This is a genomic window from Duganella kummerowiae (genome assembly GCF_053572355.1).
This window is the reverse complement of sequence record NZ_JBKFEH010000010.1, coordinates 379,515-397,179: the sequence shown is the minus strand read 5'-3', so window position 1 is coordinate 397,179 and position 17,665 is coordinate 379,515. Positions and strand designations below refer to the sequence as shown.

Annotated in this window: 18 protein-coding genes; 1 reads left to right on the top strand and 17 read right to left on the bottom strand. The window is 65.1% G+C overall.

The genetic code is table 11. The annotated features are described in order from the left end of the window. Positions 1 to 187: 187 nt before the first annotated feature. The gene (lexA, locus tag ACLB1G_RS15425; RefSeq protein WP_491628105.1) at positions 188 to 829 is read left to right on the top strand and encodes a transcriptional repressor LexA; all 642 of its coding nucleotides are present in this window, start codon (positions 188 to 190) and stop codon (positions 827 to 829) included. Positions 830 to 901: 72 nt separating this feature from the next. On the opposite strand, the gene ACLB1G_RS15420 is transcribed toward lexA, so the two are convergent. The 17 genes from ACLB1G_RS15420 to leuB all read right to left on the bottom strand — a co-directional run bounded on the left by ACLB1G_RS15420 (position 902) and on the right by leuB (position 17,656). Continuing rightward, on the bottom strand, positions 902 to 2,146 hold the full coding sequence (locus ACLB1G_RS15420) for a cystathionine gamma-synthase family protein (protein ID WP_491628104.1): 1,245 nt from the start codon (positions 2,144 to 2,146) through the stop codon (positions 902 to 904). A gap of 67 nt (positions 2,147 to 2,213) precedes the next feature. Beyond that, a complete protein-coding gene (gene purF, locus ACLB1G_RS15415) occupies positions 2,214 to 3,740 on the bottom strand; it encodes an amidophosphoribosyltransferase (RefSeq protein ID WP_491628103.1) in 1,527 nt (508 codons plus the stop codon). Between the two features lie 52 nt (positions 3,741 to 3,792). Beyond that, positions 3,793 to 4,281, bottom strand: a complete 489-nt coding sequence (locus ACLB1G_RS15410) for a CvpA family protein (protein WP_491628227.1) — start codon at positions 4,279 to 4,281, stop codon at positions 3,793 to 3,795. A gap of 31 nt (positions 4,282 to 4,312) precedes the next feature. Further along, the gene (locus ACLB1G_RS15405) at positions 4,313 to 5,392 is read right to left on the bottom strand and encodes an SPOR domain-containing protein (protein ID WP_491628102.1); all 1,080 of its coding nucleotides are present in this window, start codon (positions 5,390 to 5,392) and stop codon (positions 4,313 to 4,315) included. Between the two features lie 18 nt (positions 5,393 to 5,410). Next, positions 5,411 to 6,700 (bottom strand): bifunctional tetrahydrofolate synthase/dihydrofolate synthase, encoded by a 1,290-nt coding sequence (gene folC / locus ACLB1G_RS15400; protein ID WP_491628101.1) that lies wholly within the window; start codon positions 6,698 to 6,700, stop codon positions 5,411 to 5,413. 78 nt (positions 6,701 to 6,778) lie between these two features. Beyond that, positions 6,779 to 7,651 carry an acetyl-CoA carboxylase, carboxyltransferase subunit beta gene (accD, locus tag ACLB1G_RS15395; RefSeq protein ID WP_491628100.1) on the bottom strand — a complete coding sequence of 291 codons (873 nt, stop codon included), beginning with the start codon at positions 7,649 to 7,651 and terminating at the stop codon, positions 6,779 to 6,781. 109 nt (positions 7,652 to 7,760) lie between these two features. After that, positions 7,761 to 8,006 (bottom strand): hypothetical protein, encoded by a 246-nt coding sequence (locus ACLB1G_RS15390; protein WP_491628099.1) that lies wholly within the window; start codon positions 8,004 to 8,006, stop codon positions 7,761 to 7,763. After that, on the bottom strand, positions 8,006 to 8,284 hold the full coding sequence (locus ACLB1G_RS15385; RefSeq protein ID WP_491628098.1) for a BrnT family toxin: 279 nt from the start codon (positions 8,282 to 8,284) through the stop codon (positions 8,006 to 8,008). The genes ACLB1G_RS15390 and ACLB1G_RS15385 overlap by 1 nt, the downstream gene beginning before the upstream one ends. Before the next feature lie 137 nt (positions 8,285 to 8,421). Further along, complete coding sequence (locus tag ACLB1G_RS15380; protein ID WP_491628097.1) at positions 8,422 to 8,661, bottom strand: hypothetical protein; 240 nt, start codon at positions 8,659 to 8,661, stop codon at positions 8,422 to 8,424. Then, positions 8,661 to 8,939, bottom strand: a complete 279-nt coding sequence (locus ACLB1G_RS15375) for a BrnT family toxin (RefSeq protein WP_491628096.1) — start codon at positions 8,937 to 8,939, stop codon at positions 8,661 to 8,663. The genes ACLB1G_RS15380 and ACLB1G_RS15375 overlap by 1 nt, the downstream gene beginning before the upstream one ends. 143 nt (positions 8,940 to 9,082) lie before the next feature. Further along, positions 9,083 to 9,880 (bottom strand): tryptophan synthase subunit alpha, encoded by a 798-nt coding sequence (gene trpA, locus ACLB1G_RS15370; RefSeq protein WP_491628095.1) that lies wholly within the window; start codon positions 9,878 to 9,880, stop codon positions 9,083 to 9,085. A gap of 37 nt (positions 9,881 to 9,917) precedes the next feature. Then, on the bottom strand, positions 9,918 to 11,165 hold the full coding sequence (gene trpB / locus ACLB1G_RS15365; protein WP_491628094.1) for a tryptophan synthase subunit beta: 1,248 nt from the start codon (positions 11,163 to 11,165) through the stop codon (positions 9,918 to 9,920). Further along, positions 11,149 to 11,841, bottom strand: a complete 693-nt coding sequence (locus ACLB1G_RS15360; protein ID WP_491628093.1) for a phosphoribosylanthranilate isomerase — start codon at positions 11,839 to 11,841, stop codon at positions 11,149 to 11,151. Before ACLB1G_RS15360 ends, trpB begins: the two co-directional genes overlap by 17 nt. A gap of 18 nt (positions 11,842 to 11,859) precedes the next feature. Continuing rightward, a complete protein-coding gene (gene truA / locus ACLB1G_RS15355; RefSeq protein ID WP_491628092.1) occupies positions 11,860 to 12,660 on the bottom strand; it encodes a tRNA pseudouridine(38-40) synthase TruA in 801 nt (266 codons plus the stop codon). A 69-nt stretch (positions 12,661 to 12,729) separates the two neighbouring features. Beyond that, positions 12,730 to 15,132, bottom strand: coding sequence for a motility hub landmark protein FimV (locus ACLB1G_RS15350; protein WP_491628091.1), 2,403 nt, complete (start codon positions 15,130 to 15,132; stop codon positions 12,730 to 12,732). A 180-nt stretch (positions 15,133 to 15,312) separates the two neighbouring features. After that, positions 15,313 to 16,440 carry an aspartate-semialdehyde dehydrogenase gene (asd, locus tag ACLB1G_RS15345; RefSeq protein WP_491628090.1) on the bottom strand — a complete coding sequence of 376 codons (1,128 nt, stop codon included), beginning with the start codon at positions 16,438 to 16,440 and terminating at the stop codon, positions 15,313 to 15,315. A gap of 142 nt (positions 16,441 to 16,582) precedes the next feature. Beyond that, positions 16,583 to 17,656, bottom strand: a complete 1,074-nt coding sequence (leuB, locus tag ACLB1G_RS15340; RefSeq protein WP_491628089.1) for a 3-isopropylmalate dehydrogenase — start codon at positions 17,654 to 17,656, stop codon at positions 16,583 to 16,585. Between the last annotated feature and the right edge of the window lie 9 nt (positions 17,657 to 17,665).

Sequence of the window (17,665 nt, the reverse complement as noted above, 5' to 3'; positions counted from 1 at the left end):
AGGTGTGGGAAGAGGTAAGCCCGCGACTATAGCACTGTTTTGCCCCCAAAACAAGCAGCCGCCCGGGGCGCGCCGGGCGGCGCGCATGAAAATATTTCGTCCAAAACAAGAAATCCCCTTGCATTCCCTCTCGCACTGTACAAAAATACAGACTGTTTATATCCACAGGCCAGAGGGCCCCGCTCCCATGATCAAGCTCACCGCACGGCAAGAACAAATTCTCAACCTGATCAAGGACGCCATCGACAACACCGGCTTCCCGCCGACCCGCGCCGAAATCGCCAACGAGCTGGGCTTCAAGTCCGCCAACGCGGCCGAGGAGCACCTGCAGGCGCTGGCGCGCAAGGGCGCCATCGAAATCGCGGCCGGCACCTCGCGCGGCATCCGCCTGCTCGGCGCGCACGCCGAGCCGGCCCCGTCGCGCATGCCGCCGCCCAACGCCATGATGTCGCTGCCGCTGATCGGCCGGGTGGCGGCCGGCTCGCCCATCCTGGCGCAGGAAAACCTGGAGACCAGCTACGCGGTCGATCCCAACCTGTTCTCGGCCAGGCCGGACTACCTGCTCAAGGTGCGCGGCGAATCCATGCGCGACGTCGGCATCATGGACGGCGACCTGCTGGCCGTGAAAAAGGTGGACACCGCCAAGAATGGCCAGATCGTGGTGGCGCGCATCGGCAGCGAAGTGACAGTCAAGCGCTACCGCAAGACCGGCGGCCTGGTCGAGCTGCTGCCCGAGAATCCCGACTTCAAGGTGATACAGGTCGATCCGGAAGCCGACGAGTTCGCGCTGGAAGGCCTGGCGGTCGGCTTGCTGCGTACTTGGCATTAAAAAAGGGGCTCTCAATCCGCGCTGAGCGCGATCTTGAGCGCGTTCAGGCTGATTGGGAGATCCCTTTTTTTCTTAACATCCTTCAAGGGCGCAGCTGAAGTCGCCCAGCAAGTCCTCGGTATCCTCGATGCCGACCGAGACCCGTATCAGCGATTCGGCTATGCCCATGGAGGCGCGCCGTTCCGGGCCCATCTCGTAGAAGATGGTATGCGCCACCGGGATGATCAGGGTGCGGGTGTCGCCCAGGTTGGAGGCCGGGATTGCCAGCTTGAGGCGGTTCAGGAAGTCGAAGCAGTCTATGCCCTCCTTCAGCTCAAAGCTCAGCAGCGAACCATAGCTCAGGAACAGCTCGGTGGCGATGCCGTGCTGCGGGTGCGAGGGCAGGCCCGGGTAGTACACGGCCGCCACGCGCTCATCCGATTCCAGCAGGCGCGCCAGGGCCAGGGCATTGGCGCTGGTGCGCTCCATGCGCAGCGCCAGCGTCTCGGCGCCCACGGCGATATGGTGCGCCGCTTCCGGCGCCAGCGAGGCGCCGAAATCACGCAAGCCCTTGGCGCGGATCTGCGCCAGGCCCCACTGCGGCGCGGCGGCCTTCTTGTAGTTGTCGTAGATGTTGGGATAGCGGGTCCAGTCGTACACCCCGGTGTCGGTGACGGCGCCGCCCAGCGCGTTGCCGTGGCCGGCAATGGACTTGGTCAGGGCGTTGACCACCAGCCCGGCGCCCACCGCCCTGGGGCGGAACAGATAGGGCGAGGTCATGGTGTTGTCCACCACGTACAGGATGCCGCGTTCGGCGCACAGCTGGCCGATGCGCTTCAAGTCCGCCACCTGGGTGCGCGGGTTGGCGATGGTCTCGACAAACACGACCCGCGTCTGCGGCGTGATGGCCGCCGCCACCTGGGCCACGTCGGTGGCGTCCACGAAGCTTACATCCACGCCCTGGCTGATGGCGGTCTGCCACAGGCTGTTGGTATTGCCGAACAAAAAGGACGAGGACACCACGTGGTCGCCGGCGCGCAGCAGCGCCTGGAACACCGCGCCGATGGCGCCCATGCCGGTGGCGAAGCAGATGCTGCCCACGCCCTGCTCCATCTTGCTGATCTTGTCCTCCAGCGCGGAGATGGTGGGATTGCCCTGGCGGCCGTAGCGGAAGCCCGGCTCGCGGCTTTGGAACACGGCGGCCAGCTGGCGCGCGTCGGCGTAGCCGAAGGCCACCGAGGTGTGGATGGGCTTGTGCAGCGAGCCGTGCTCTATGCCCTTCTGGCGGTCGTTGTGCAGGATGGTGGTGGTAAAACCGTAGTTCTTCTTGTCGTTCATGTGGGATTCCGAGTGCTGCGGTGAGGCGAAAAAAAAGCCCGGTACCGTGGGGCACCGGGCTGCGGCATCAGGCTTCCGATGTCGCCAGGTTCAGGTTCAGCTGGGTGCGCGCGGCGTCTTCCGGCAGCGGGGCCTTGGTCGGGTTGTGGCGCGCATGCTCGATCTTGTCCAGGTAATCCCTGGACACGTCGCCGGTGATGTAGACGCCGTCGAAGCAGGATGCCTCGAACTTGGTCAGGGCTGGATTGACGTCCGAGATCGAGCGCTTGAGCGCGTCCAGGTCCTGGTACACCAGGGCGTCAGCCGTGATTTCGCGGCACACTTCCTCGGTGCTGCGGCCGTGGGCGATCAGTTCGTCGCGGGTCGGCATGTCGATGCCGTACACGTTCGGGTACAGCACCGGCGGCGCGGCCGAGGCGAAGATCACTTTCTTGGCGCCCGATTCGCGCGCCATCTGCACGATCTCGCGGCTGGTGGTGCCGCGCACGATGGAGTCGTCCACCAGCAGCACGTTCTTGCCCTTGAATTCATCGACAATGGCGTTCAGCTTCTGGCGCACCGATTTCTTGCGCATGGCCTGGCCCGGCATGATGAAGGTGCGGCCGATGTAGCGGTTCTTGATGAAGCCTTCGCGGTACTCCTTGCCCAGCTTGAGCGCCAGCTGGATGGCGGCCGGACGCGAGGAATCGGGAATCGGCATCACCACGTCGATATCGTCGGCCAGGCCTTCGCGCTTGATCTTCTCGGCCAGGTATTCGCCCATTTTCAAGCGGGTGCTGTACACCGAGGCGCCGTCGATCACGGAATCGGGACGGGCCAGGTAGACGAATTCGAACACGCAGGGGTTGAGCGAGGGATTGTCGGCGCAGATGCGGCTGTGCAGCTGCTTGTCGGCGTCGATGAACACCGCTTCGCCCGGCGCGATGTCGCGCACGAAGCGGAAACCCATGCCTTCCAGCGCCACCGATTCGGAGGCGATCAGGTATTCATTGCCCTGGGCCGTTTCGTTGATGCCCAGGCACAGCGGACGGATGCCGTGCGGATCGCGGAAGGCCAGCATGCCCACGCCGGCAATCTGCGCCACCGCCGCATAGCCGCCGCGCACGCGGCGGTTCAGCACCGTGACCGCCTCGAAGATGGCGTCGGCCGTCAGCGACAGGCCGGTGGTGGCCTTATGGATTTCGTGCGCCAGCACATTGAGCAGCACTTCCGAGTCGGAATCCGTGTTGATGTGGCGGCGGTCGTTCTTGAACATCTCTTCCTTGAGCTGTTCCCAGTTGGTCAGGTTGCCGTTGTGCGCCAGCGTGATGCCGTAGGGGGCGTTCACGTAGAACGGCTGCGCTTCCTCTTCGCTGGACGAACCGGCGGTCGGATAGCGGCAGTGGCCGATACCGGTGTTGCCTTGCAGGGTACGCATGTTACGGGTACGGAAAACGTCGCGCACCAGGCCATTGGCCTTGTGCATGGCGAACATGCTGCTGTGATTGGTCGCTATGCCCGCCGCATCCTGGCCGCGGTGCTGCAGCAGCAGCAGCGCGTCATACAGCAGTTGGTTGACAGGTTGATGGGATACGACGCCGACGATGCCACACATGGTAGTGCTCCTGAACTGGTGCTACGGATTTAATAATGCTGAAAAACGATGCTTAAAAATTCACATGCTGCGCCAGCGCAGCGGGTAACCAGGGTTTCACGGCGCGGGCGCCGCTTTCCGCGAACGGGCTCAACACCGCGTCGCGCCAGAATGCCTGCTTGGGCAAGGACGTCATCCCGCACAAGATGACGGCGGCCAGCACAATCACAAGCCCCTTGCCCAGCCCGAAAAAAGCGCCCAGGCCGCGGTCCACCAGCGACAGGCCGCCTGCCTCGATCAGCGCCCCCACGGCCATGCCGAGCAGGCCCATCAAGATGCGCACACCGAAGAACATGGCCACGAAGGCCACCATCAAGCGGATGGCCTCGCCCGGTATCGCTGCCGGCAGCATGGCCGCCAGCTGCGGGCTGTAGGCGTTGGCGGCGACAAAGGCCACCACCCAGCTCAGCAGCGACAGCACCTCGCGCACCACGCCGCGCATGGTGCTGATAATGACGGAGGTGACCAGCACGAACAGCACCAGGTAGTCGAACAGCGTCAAGTCAAACGGGCTCACGTCGCACCACGCCGGCTCAGACCGGCTCCAGCCTGCCGTTCAAGCCCATCTTGCCCAGCTTGGCGCGCACCTTCTCGGCCTCCTCCTTGTTGTTGAAGGGGCCGACCTTGATGCGGGTGGCGTCGCCCGACGGTGTTTTTTGCGTATAGGACTTGATGCCGGCCTCGCGCAATCTGGCCTGCAGCTCGTCGACCTTGTCCTGCGCCGACAGGGCCGCGACCTGCAGCACGTATTTCTGGTTGTCGGCGGCCGCCGGCTTGGCCGATTGCTTGCCTTCCAGTATGGCCATGGCGCGCGCGGCGTCGTCCGAGGCGGCGGCGGGCTTGGCCTCCTCCTTGGCCTTGGCGGCGGCGCGGGCTTCGGCCAGCTTGCGTTCGGCGTCGGCTTTTTCCTTGTCCAGGCGCTCGGCGCGGGCCTTGGCCTCGGCCTCGGATTTGGCCTTGGCCAGCGCTTCCTGCTTCGCCTTCGCTTCACTCTCGGCCTTCAGGCGGGCTTCGGCTTTCTGGCGCGCCTCGGTTTCGGCGCGGGCGTCGGCCACGGCCTTGGGATCGGGTTTGGCTTCCGGCTTGGGCTCGGGTTTGGGCTCGGGTTTGGCCCCGGCCACGGCCTTGGGCTCGCCCTTGGACTCGGGCTCGGCCCTGGCTTCCCTGGCCTTGGACGCATCAACGGCGGCCACGGCGGGAGCGGCAGCCTTCAGCTTGGCATCGTCGACGATCTCCTCGGAACTGTCCAGCGCGGCGCTGGCGGCGACGCTGGCCGCCGCCGGGGCAGGCTTGTCCTTGGACGGTATCTTGATGTCGATGTCGGACGCCAGCGGCTTGGGCTCGGAGTCCAGTATCATGGGCAGGCCGACGGCGACGGCCAGCGCCAGCGCGACAGCGCCCACCAGGCGGCGGCGTGCACGTTTCTTTTCCGGCAAGACGGGATCATCAGTTTCGCGGCTGCCACGGCTGCCGCGCCCGCGCGTGTTGCCCTCGGAGGATGCACGTTTGGAACGGGCGCGCTCGGACAAGGCCTGGTCGTCGGGACTGGTGTAATAGCCGCTGTCCTGGCTGGCGTCCTGCTTGTTTTTACCGGATTTCGAGAACAAGCCCATGCGTGATGTCGTTCGGTGTCAATGAAGTGAGGATTTTCGGGCCGCCATGACGCCGGCGACGGTGATGAAAGATCCAAAGACCACAATTCTATCATCCTCACCGGCACGGCTGAGGGCATTTGCGTAGGCCTGCCCCGGATCGGGAAATATTTCAATAGTCCGTTCGGCCCGTTCCGGCTGCACGATCTGCACCTTGGCCGCCAGTTCGGAGGCGCTGGCCGCGCGCGGCGAGGGCAAATCGGTCAGACACCAGTGGTCCACATGCTCGGACATGGCGGCAATCACGCCATCGATATCCTTGTCGTGCATGGAACCGAACACGGCGTAGGTGTAGCGGTAAAAGCCCATGTTGCCGAGGTTCTGGTTCAGGGCCGAGGCCGCGTGCGGGTTGTGCGCCACGTCCAGGATCACGGACGGACGGCCCGGCAGCACCTGGAAGCGGCCCGGCAGCTCCACAGTCACCAGCCCGGTGCGCACTTCCTGGGCGCCCACCGGCAGCTCCAGCTTGAGCGCTTCCAGCGCGGCCAGGGCGGCGCAGGCGTTCAGTATCTGGTTGGCGCCGCGCAGGCTGGGGTAAGCCAGGGCGTTGCGGCGCTGGCCGCGGCCGCCATAGTTCCATTGCTGCTTGTCGCCCGCGTAGTTGAAGTCGCGCCCCATCAGCCACAGGTCGGCGCCTATGGCTTCGGCGTGCGCGATCAGCGACTTGGGCGGCAGCGGGTCGGAGCAGATGGCCGTCTTGCCGGGGCGGAAGATGCCGGCTTTCTCGAAGCCGATGGCTTCGCGGGTGTCGCCCAGGTAGTCGGTGTGGTCGATGTCCACGCTGGTGACGATGGCGACGTCGGCGTCCACCACATTGACCGCGTCCAGGCGGCCGCCCAGGCCCACTTCCAGTATCACCACGTCCAGGCCGGCCTGCGACATCAGGTGCATGATGGCCAGCGTGGTGAATTCAAAATAGGTCAGCGTGGTCTCGCCACGGGCCGCTTCCACCACGTTGAAGCTGGCAACCAGGGCTTCGTCGCTGGCCAGTTCGCCATTGACGCGGGCGCGCTCGTTGAAGTCCAGGAAGTGCGGCTTGATGTACAGGCCGGCCTTGTAGCCGGCGCGCAGCAGGATGGATTCCAGCATGGCGCAGGTCGAGCCCTTGCCGTTGGTGCCGGCCACCATGATGACCGGGCAACTGAAGGCCAGCGCCATGCGTTCCTTGACGGCGCGCACCCGGTCCAGGCCCATGTTGATGACGGTCTCGGCGTGGCGGGATTCGAGCAGGGCCAGCCAGGCTGGCAAGGTAGTGGGGAGATTCTGCATGATGACTCTGAAATGGAAAACGGCGCGCAGGCCGGATGATATCCGATTGCGCGCCGTTGCGTGGGGCGGGGTGCCGCTTTAAGCAATAACCTCTGCTGGTTGATTTTGTAGCAAGGCCAGCAGGCGGGCGATTTCCTCGCGCATCTTGCGGCGGTCGACAATCATGTCCACGGCGCCCTTCTGCACCAGGAATTCGGCGCGCTGGAAACCTTCCGGCAGCTTCTCGCGTACGGTGTTCTCGATCACGCGCGGGCCTGCAAAGCCGATCAGGGCTTTCGGTTCAGCAATCACGACGTCGCCCATGAAGGCAAACGAGGCCGACACGCCGCCCATGGTGGGATCGGTCAGCACGCTGATGAAGGGCAGTTTCTTTTCCGACAACTTGGTCAGCATGGAGGTGGTTTTCGCCATCTGCATCAGCGACAGCAAGCCTTCCTGCATGCGGGCGCCGCCGGTGGCGGTGATGCAGATGAAGGGCACTTTCTGTTCCAGGGCCACCTGGGCGCCGCGCACGAAGCGCTCGCCGACCACGGAACCCATGGAGCCGCCCATGAATTCGAACTCGAAGCAGGCCACCACTACGGGCAGGCTCATGATGGCGCCGCCCATGACCACCAGGGCGTCGGTTTCGCCGGTGGCTTCCATGGCCTGTTTCAGGCGGTCGGGGTATTTCTTGGAATCCTTGAACTTCAGGGTATCGACCGGCAGGGTGTCCTGGCCAATGTCATAGCGGCCGCCGGCGTCCAGCAGGCTGTCGAGGCGCTCGCGGGCGCGGATGCGCATGTGGTGGTCGCACTTGGGGCAGACGTGCAGGTTCGATTCCAGGTCGGTACGGTACAGCACTGCCTCGCACGAGGGGCATTTGACCCACAGGCCTTCCGGCATGGTCTTGCGGGCGCCGGCGTCGGAACGCTGGATGCGGGGGGGCAGCAATTTTTCCAACCAACTCATATTTTCTCCTTGCAGCACATTCGTGGGCCGAAGTGTAGCCGTTTCCCGCCGCCCTGTCGAACATTGCCTTACAATAATCTTCCCCGCCCGTCACGGCCTGGAATGGCGTTTAGAGGGAATCCACTATGCGGGTTGGAAGCTCCTGCGGGATTTTGAGCTCGAAGTGCGCGCACGATCGTAGATAGGCGCTCAGCATGCTTTCCCACGGAATATCCAGCTCCGCGGCATAATTCTTAAAAAACGCCACCGTGGCCTCATCGAGGCGCACGGTATAAGCAGCCGTGACTTCGCTCGCATGCGGGTTGCGCAGCACCTCACCCCTCTTGAGCGCCAGTTCCTGTTCCCGAGTCAGCATCACACTCCCCTTTCCTGAAAACGTCTAGTCTCGCGAGCCGTGGCCTTCCACGCCGAGATGATGCGCACGCGCGAGCCCTCATAACAATGACACACCGTTATCAACCTGAGGCGGTCGCTGAGGCCGGTGGCCAGATAGCGGTCTTCCAACACAGAATTGGCGCCATCGAAGATAAACGCGGCATCATCGGACAGCAGGACGGTTGACGCCTCGTCGAAGCTGACGCCGTGAGTTCGCACATTTGCAGCCGCCTTGGCGGGATCCCATTCGAAGCGCATGGCCGCTCCTCTTTCAACATAGTCAACATTCACTATGCGTCAAGCTGACCCGGCGGCTTTGATCGCGGCCAAAGAGCGGTAGCCGCGAGCGTCAAGCTGGCCGGGGGGATTTGATGGCGGGTAAACCGTGAGACAAATTAGATGCTTCCGGCTTTCATGTCGTCCATATCGATAGACAGCCGGTAGCCCGTATAAGCCATGTGGCGAAGGTAGAGTTCCATGACGCGTTCGGCTGGGAGTCCAACTTCCGCTCCTATCCTGTCGAAATAGTCGATCACGGAGTTAGCCAAGCCTATATGGACAGGCCTTCCCATGATCTTCGCCACCGGATGCGGAACTGCCGCGCACGTCGACAAGTCCAGATCTTCTTCATTCATCACACACCTCCCCGATACAATTTGTATTCGCGTGGCTTGGCTTTCCGGGCTGAAAATATGCGAACGACGTCGACGTCGCGGTAACAATGGCAGACCAGCAGCATTCGTCTTGCGCTGCTCATTCCTATGGCCCAGAAGCGCTCCTCGTCATCGGAGTGTGGGCCATCGGTGACCAGCATCAAGCCGAAATCGTCAAATACCGTGGCCGCTTCCTCAAAGCTGATACCATGCTTGCGCACATTGGCAGCCGCCTTGGCGGGATCCCATTCGAAGCGCATGGCCGCTCCTCTTTCAACATAGTCAACATTCACTATGCGTCAAGCTGGGCGGGGCGATTTGATGGCGGCCAAGGAGCGGCTGCCGCGAGTGTCAAGCTGGGTGGCGGGGGTGATGGCGGCCAAGGACTGGCCGCCGGAGGGTATCAGGCGTCGAGGGCGGTGCGGATGCCGGTCACGAAGTCCTGGACGGCGGCCACCGCGCCTTCCTTGCCCGCGTTTTCTATCTCCTGGATGATGCGGCTGCCGATCACGACGGCGTCCGCCACCTCGGCCACGGCGCGCGCGGTGGCGCCGTCGCGGATGCCGAAGCCCACGCCCACCGGCAGCTGCACGTGCTTGCGGATGGCCGTCAGGCGCTGCGCGACCTCGGCGGTATCGATGTGGCCGGCGCCGGTCACGCCCTTCAGCGACACGTAATAGCTGAAGCCGCCGCCCACCTTGGCCACCTGCGCGATGCGCTGCTCGGTCGAGGTCGGCGCCAGCAGGAAGATCAGGTCCAGCTCGGCCGCGCGCATGGAGGCGGCGAACTCCTCACACTCCTCGGGCGGGTAATCGACCACGATGGCGCCATCGGCGCCGGCCGACTTGGCGGCGGCAATGAATTCCTGCTGGCCCATGCGTTCGATGGGGTTGGCGTAGCCCATCAGCACCACAGGCGTGTTCTGGTTGGTCTTGCGGAACTCGGCCACATAGGCGAACACGTCTTTCATGCTGACGCCAAAGGCCAGCGCGCGTTCGCAGGCGCGCTGGATGACCGGGCCTTCGGCCATGGGATCGGAGAACGGCACGCCGAGCTCCAGGATGTCGGCGCCGCCCGCCACCAGGGCGTGCATGAGCGGCACGGTCAATTCGGGGGCCGGGTCGCCGGCCGTGATGAAGGTGACCAGCGCGGTTTTATTGGCGGCCTTGAGGGCCGCGAAAGTCGGGGCAATACGGGACATGGTGTTTTTCCTTAGCGAATGAATGGAGAGGGATGGATCAGCCGAACTTCAGCCCCATCCTCTCCGCCACGGTGTGCATGTCCTTGTCGCCCCGGCCCGACAGGTTGGCCAGCACGATCTTGTCCTGCGGCAGGGTGGCCGCCAGCTTGGCCGCGTAGGCCAAGGCGTGCGACGATTCCAGCGCCGGGATGATGCCCTCGATATGGCAGCAATCGTGGAAGGCCTGCAGCGCTTCTTCGTCCGTGATGGTCACGTACTGGGCCCGGCCGCTGTCCTTGAGCCAGGCGTGTTCCGGGCCCACGCCCGGGTAATCCAGGCCGGCCGAGACCGAATGGGTCTCGATGATCTGACCATTGCCATCCTGCAGCAGATAGGTGCGGTTGCCGTGCAACACGCCCGGCACGCCGGCCGTCAGCGAGGCCGCGTGCTTGCCGCTGGTGATGCCCTCCCCGGCCGGCTCGACGCCAATCAGCTGGGTATCCTTCTGGTCGATATACGGATAGAAAATGCCCATGGCGTTGGAACCGCCGCCCACGCAGGCCAGCACATAGTCCGGCTGGCGCCCGGCCAGTTCCGGCATCTGCACCAGGCATTCCTCGCCAATCACGGACTGGAAGTCGCGCACCATCATCGGGTAAGGGTGCGGGCCGGCCACGGTGCCGATGATGTAGAAGGTGTTCTCGATATTCGTCACCCAGTCGCGCATGGCCTCGTTCAAGGCATCCTTGAGCGTCCTGGAACCGGACTCGACCGGCACCACGGTGGCGCCCAGCAGCTTCATGCGGTACACGTTCTGGGCCTGGCGCTTGACGTCCTCGCTGCCCATGTACACCACGCACTCCAGGCCGAAACGGGCGCAGATGGTGGCGGTGGCCACGCCGTGCTGGCCGGCGCCGGTTTCGGCAATGATGCGCGGCTTGCCCATGCGCTTGGCCAGCAGGGCCTGGCCGATCACGTTGTTGATCTTGTGGGCGCCGGTGTGGTTCAGGTCTTCGCGCTTGAAGTAGATTTGCGCGCCGCCCGCCTTCTGCGACCAGCGCTTGGCGTGGTAGATGGGCGAGGGACGGCCGACAAAGTGCTTGAGCTCGTAGCGGAATTCTTCCAGGAAGGCCGGGTCCTGGCTGTAGCGGGCATAGGCTTCGTTCAGCTCGGCCAGGGCGTAGGTCAGGGTTTCGGCCACGAAGGAGCCGCCGTAGGGGCCGAAATGGCCCTGGGCATTGGGCAGCTGGTAGTCGGTGGCGTGGAACAGGGGTGCGGCCAGGCCGCGGTCAGACAGGGTTTTCATGGTGGTGTTCTCTCTCGATGATGGCATCGGCGGCCCGCACGGCGGCAATGAAACCGGCTATCTTGCGGGCGTCCTTGATCCCCTTGGACGCTTCGACACCACTGCTGATGTCGACCGCGTAGGGGCGTACGCGCAGCACCGCGTCAGTCGCGGAGCTTACGCTCAATCCACCACTTAAAACGACCCGAGGCGCGAGCTCTTTTGGGATGAGAGACCAATCAAATACCTTTCCTGCGCCGCCGTAGGCATCCACATAGGTGTCCAGCAACAGGCTGGAGAACAATGGGCTGGCTGCGCGGCATATGGCTTCATATTCTAGCAGCTCGGCCGGAGTGGTGTCAGGTTTGACGCGGAACACGCGCGTGAACTGTCGTCCACAGGCGGCGGCGATGGCAGCCGACCCGGCCACCGTCTCGTCGCCGTGCAGCTGTATCTGCGACAACGGCGCCACCCGCAGCACGGCCGCCACCTGGTCCGGCGTGGCGTTGACGAACAGCCCGACGCTGCTGACATAGGGCGGCACGGCCGCGATCAGGGCGGCGGCTTGCTGCGGCGTCACGTAACGCGGGCTTTTGTCATAGAACACGAAGCCGATGGCGTCGGCGCCGGCGGTCACGGCGGCCTGTACGTCTTCCGGGCGGGTCAGGCCGCAAATCTTGATGCGGGTGCGGGGCATGGCGCTCTTCCTCTGCAGTCAGAACCAGGGCAGCGGCGCGCCGGCTTCCAGCGGCAGCTGCCATTTATCGTCGTAATCTATCTTGGCCAGGTACAGGCCGTCCGGCATGAAGGTGGGCGCCGCCTCGTGGCGGTCGCGCGCCTCCAGCAACTGGCCCAGCCATTCGGGCGGGCGGGCGCCGGTGCCGACGAACACCAGCGAGCCGACCAGGTTGCGCACCATGTGGTGCAAAAAGGCCGAGGCCTTGATGGTGAACACGATGATGTCGCCGCGCCGCGCGATATCGATGGAATGCATCAACTTGACAGGAGACTTGGCCTGGCACTGGGCCGCGCGGAAGGAGGTGAAATCGTGCCAGCCCAGCAGCGGCGGCACGGCGGCGCGCATCAGTTCCACGTCCAGCGTCCGGAAACAGAAGCCGGCCCGCCCTTCCAGCAGCGGCGAGCGGGTCGGATTGTTGTACATCACATAATGGTAGGTGCGGGCCCGGGCCGAAAAGCGGGCGTGGAATTCTTCCTCGCCGGGGGCCACCGTCACTTCCCTGGACCAGCGCACGCCTATGCTGGGCGGCAGGAAGGCGTTGACGCCGCGCACCCAGGAATACGGGTCGCGGTCGAGTTCGGTATCGAAGTGCACCACCTGCTCGATGCCATGCACGCCGGCGTCGGTGCGGCCGGCGCAGGTGGTGGAAAACGGCGTGCGGCCAAAGCGCTCCAGCGCCTGCTCCAGCTGGTCCTGCACGGTCTGGCCGTGGGGCTGGGTCTGGTACCCGTTCCACGCGGTCCCGTCGTACTGGACCCCGATTGCTATCCGTTTCAATTGCTGCCCGCTCGTAAAGTTAACCGGGGCATTATATATCGACACTGGCGCCACTACCGCGGCGCTGCCTCAGCCCAGCTGCGCTTTCATGGCGTTGGCCTTGGCCACCTGCTCATCGCTGCCGCCGCGCAGCACTTCGTCCAACAGCTCGCGTGCGCCTTCCTTGTCGCCGATTTCCTGGTAGGCCACGGCCAGGTCCAGCTTGGTGTCCATTTCCATGTGGTGGGCCGACAGCACTTCCTCGCGCGGGGCGGCAGCCGGTGTTTCGGGCGGGGCGCCCAAGTCGAGGTCGATACCGGACAGGTCGAATTCGGGCGCTTCCACCGGCGCCGGGGGGGGCGGCAGGTCGATGCCGACATCGATGCCGAAGTCGTCGGCCGGGGCCGGCGCTGCCGCCGCCGACGGTGGCGCGGTGGATACGGCGCCGGGGGCCGGCGCGTCGAAGCTCAGGCCATCGAGGTCGAAGTCCAGGAATTGTTCGGGGTCGCTGGCCGCCACCGAGGCCGGCGTGGGCTCCTGCGGCAGCGCGGTACGGTCCAGGTCTCCGCTATCGAAGTCCATACCGGCGGCCGGCGCCGGCTCGCCATAGGACTGGCCTGCGAGACTGTCCTGCGCTGGCGGGGTGAACATCGATGGATCGAAGGGCTCGGCAGCCATGTCCGGTGCGGCCGGCGTGTCGGCCGCCCCCTCGACGGAAGGCGCGGCGGCGTCGGCCACGCCCAGCGAGTACAGCGGATTGGTGGGATCCAGGGCCAGCCCCAGGGCCAGCGCCTGCGCCCACTCCTCGCCATGGCCCTTGGTCTGGGCGTACATTTCCGAGGCCTGGGCCTCGAAGGCGCGCGCATCGTTGCGGGCTGCATAGATTTCCAGCAGTTTCAGGCGCACCGCATGGCGCTCAGGGTGGGCGCGCAGGGCTTCCTTGAGTATTTCCTCGGCCTGGGCGTCGCGGCCATAAGCGATATAGACATCGGCCTCGGCCACCGGATCGACCTCGTTGGCGTCCAGCTGGCTGGCTGCGGGGGCGAAATCGGCATTGAACACGCTGTTGCCGGCATCCACGCCGGCGCTATCGGCCTCAGCGGCCAAGGGCTGCGGTGCGGCGGGCGGCGCGCCCAGGATGCTGGGTTCGTCGGGCGGCAGCACCAGGTTCTGCTTGCGCCGGCGCGAGGCGGCCAGCGCCAGCAGGCCTGCCAGCACGGCGGCGGCGCCGATGGCGATGGGCTTGATGTTGTCGCGCAGCTTATCGGTCCAGCTGGGCTGTAATTCCTGTTTGGGCACCGCCACGGGTGGCTGCTTGGCGGCCGGGGGCGTGTTGTCCAGTTCGACCACCGGGGCCGACGCGGCCGGCTTGGCCGCCTCGCTGCCGCTCTTGCTCTTGACCGCCATCAGCTTTTCCAGGTCGCTGACGTTTTTCTCCAGCTCCTTGACGCGGTCCGACGCCTCGGACATCTGCTTTTCCCGGGCGATCTTGTCTTCCTCGGCGGTGCCGGTCTTGCCGCCGGCGGCCTTGTCGGCGCCGGCCTTGGACAGCTTGAGCTGGTCCTTGCTCTCATTGGCGGCGGTCGGACGCTCCTCGACCTTGGCCGTGATCTTGCCGCCCTTGCTCTGCACCGCTTGCGGCTCCCTGGCCGGCGCGCTGGTGGCGACCTGGCCGGCCAGGCGCGAGCGGTAGGCGGCGAAGTCCGTGGCGTGCGCCACCACCACGCCGTGCGCCTCCCCTTCACCGCCGGCGCTGGCGCGAATGGCGTCGGCGTCCGGCACGGCCAGGATCTGGCCCGACTTCAAACGGTTCATGTTCTTGCCCATGAAGGCGTCCGGATTGGCGCGGTACAGGGCCACCAGCATCATGTCCAGCGACACGTCGACCGGCTTGAGCTGGCTGGCGATGCGGCTGAGGTTGTCGCCGCGCTTGACCTCGTACTGGCCGGCGCCGGATTTGGGCGCCTCGGCGGCGGCCGGCCTGGCCGGCTTGGCGGGCTTGGCGGCTGCGGCAGGCGCGCCTGCGGTGGCGGGCTGGCCGGCGGCCGGCGCGCCCTGGCGGTTGAGCACATCCACCGGCGCCACCTGGGCCGACTGGGTGGCGCGCGTCTCGGCCGGATCGAGCAGGAAGGTGTATTCGCGCACCATGCGCCCGCCATTCCAGTTCAGCTCCAGCAGCATGTCCACGAAAGGCTCGTTGACGGGCTGGCTGGAACTGATGCGGATGAACTGGCGGCCGCCGCGCTGTTCGACCTCGAAGCGCAGCGAATTGAGGGTGGGATTGAAATCGATATTGGCCAGGCGGAAGGCCTCGGCCGGCGCCAGTTTGGCCGACAGGCCGCTGGCTTCCTCGGGCGTGACCGCGCTCAGCTCGATCTCGGCCCGCAGCGGCTGGCCCAGCGCCGACAGCACGGTCAGCTTGCCCAGCCCCGCCGCATGCGCCCCCGGAACCATCAGCACGGCGGCGGCGACGGCGCCTGCCAGTGATTTCAACGCGGTGGAGACGATGCGGGGACGATGTTTTACAGGCATAGTAGGCGGCGTTAAGTTATCAATGGGAAAATGTTACTTTCCCGGATATACCAACATAACACCATGCTCCAGAGCACGCAAGCTCTGGAGCAGGATATGTCACCTCCATGCCAACTTCAGGCAGGCTTTACACGCCCGCCCTTACTGGTCCAGCACGATGCGCAGCATGCGGCGCAGCGGTTCGGCCGCGCCCCACAGCAGCTGGTCGCCCACGGTGAAGGCGGACAGGTAGTCGTTGCCCATGGACAGCTTGCGCAGACGGCCCACCGGGATGGTCAGGCTGCCGGTAACGGCGGCCGGCGACAAGTCCTTCATGGACGCTTCGCGCGTGTTCGGCACCACCTTGGCCCACTGGTTGGCGGAAGCCAGGATGTCGGTGATCTCGTCCAGCGGCACGTCGCGGGTCAGCTTGATGGTCAGCGCCTGCGAGTGGCAGCGCATGGCGCCGATGCGCACGCACAGGCCATCGACCGGTATCGCCTTGGAGCCGAAGTCCGCGCCCAGGCCCAGGATCTTGTTGGTCTCGGCGCCGCCCTTCCACTCTTCCTTGGACTGGCCGTTGCCCAGGTCCTTGTCGATCCAGGGGATCAGGTTGCCGGCCAGCGGCACGCCGAACTGCTTGGTTTCTTCCGCCGACAGGCCGTGCTGGGTGGCCAGCACCTGGCGGTCGATTTCCAGAATGGCGGAAGCCGGATCGTCCAGCAGCGGCTTGACGGCGCCGTTGATGGTGCCGAACTGGGTCAGCAGCTCGCGCATGTGCTGGGCGCCGCCGCCCGATGCGGCCTGGTAGGTCATGGAAGTCATCCACTCGACCAGGCCTTCCTTGAACAGGCCGCCCAGGCCGATCAGCATGCAGGACACGGTGCAGTTACCGCCGATGAAGTTTTTCACGCCCTTGCCCAGCGCATCCTTGATCACGTGCAGGTTGACCGGATCGAGCACGATCACGGCATCCTTTTCCATGCGCAGGGTGGAAGCGGCGTCGATCCAGTAGCCGTTCCAGCCGGCCGCGCGCAGCTTGGGGAACACCTCCGAGGTATAGTCGCCGCCCTGGCACGAGATGATGATCTCGCACTTTTTCAGTGCTTCGATGTCGGTCGCGCTTTTCAGCGTGGTTTCATTCTTGGCCATGGACGGCGCCGCGCCGCCAGGATTGGAGGTGGTGAAAAACACCGGTTCGATGTGGTCGAAATCGCCTTCTTCGCGCATGCGCTGCATCAGCACCGAGCCGACCATGCCGCGCCAACCTACCAGACCTACGAGTTTCATGTTAATCCCTTGAATATTTTATATAGCGTTTACATCATTACCCACTGGCGTCGCTCCCGCGCAGGCGGGAGCCCATGCCGAGCCGGCGGCCAGGCGCCCTCGGCATGGATTCCCGCGTGTGCGGGAATGACGTGCGGAAGCCTCAGTTCGCCAGCGCCGCGACCACCGCGTCGCCCATCTGCTCGGTGCCCACCTTGGTGGTGCCTTCCTCGTAGATGTCGGCCGTGCGCAGGCCCTGGGCCAGCACTTTCTTGACGGCGGTCTCGATGCGGTCGGCCTGCTCGGCCTTGTCGAAGGTGAAGCGCAGCATCATGGCGGCCGACAAAATGGTGGCCAGCGGATTGGCGATGCCCTTGCCGGCGATGTCGGGCGCGGAGCCGTGCGAGGGCTCGTACAGGCCCTTGTTGTTGGCGTCCAGCGAGGCCGAGGGCAGCATGCCGATCGAGCCGGTCAGCATGGCGGCCGCGTCGGACAGGATGTCGCCGAACATGTTGCCGGTCACAATGACGTCGAATTTCTTGGGTGCGCGCACCAGCTGCATGGCGGCGTTGTCCACGTACATGTGGTCCAGCGCCACGTCCGGATATTCCTTGTGCACGTCGGTGACGATGTCTTTCCAGAACTGGAAGGTTTCCAGCACATTGGCCTTGTCCACGCTGGTCAGGCGTTTATCGCGCTTCCGCGCGGCCTGGAAAGCGACGTGGGCGATGCGGCGGATTTCGCCTTCGGCGTAGCGCATGGTGTCGAAGCCTTCGCGCTGGCCCTTGAAGGGGCCGTCCGGACACTCGCGCACGCCGCGCGGCTGGCCGAAGTAGATGTCGCCGGTCAGTTCGCGCACGATCAGGATGTCCAGGCCGGACACCACTTCCGGCTTCAGGGTCGAGGCGCCAGCCAGTTCCGGGTACAGGATGGCGGGACGCAGGTTGCCGAACAGGCCCAGCTGCTTGCGCAGGCCCAGGATGGCCTGCTCAGGGCGCAGCGCGCGCTCCAGGTTGTCGTAGGCGTAGTCGCCGACGGCGCCGAACAGCACCGCGTCGGCGGCCTTGGCCAGCGCCAGCGTGCCTTCCGGCAGCGGGTGGCCGTGGGCCTTGTAGCCGGCGCCGCCGACGGGGGCGGTTTCCAGCTCGAACGATTCGCCCAGCACATTCAGGACCTTGACGGCCTGGCTGACGATTTCCGGGCCGATACCGTCGCCCGGGAGGATAGCAATTTTCATGATGTCGAG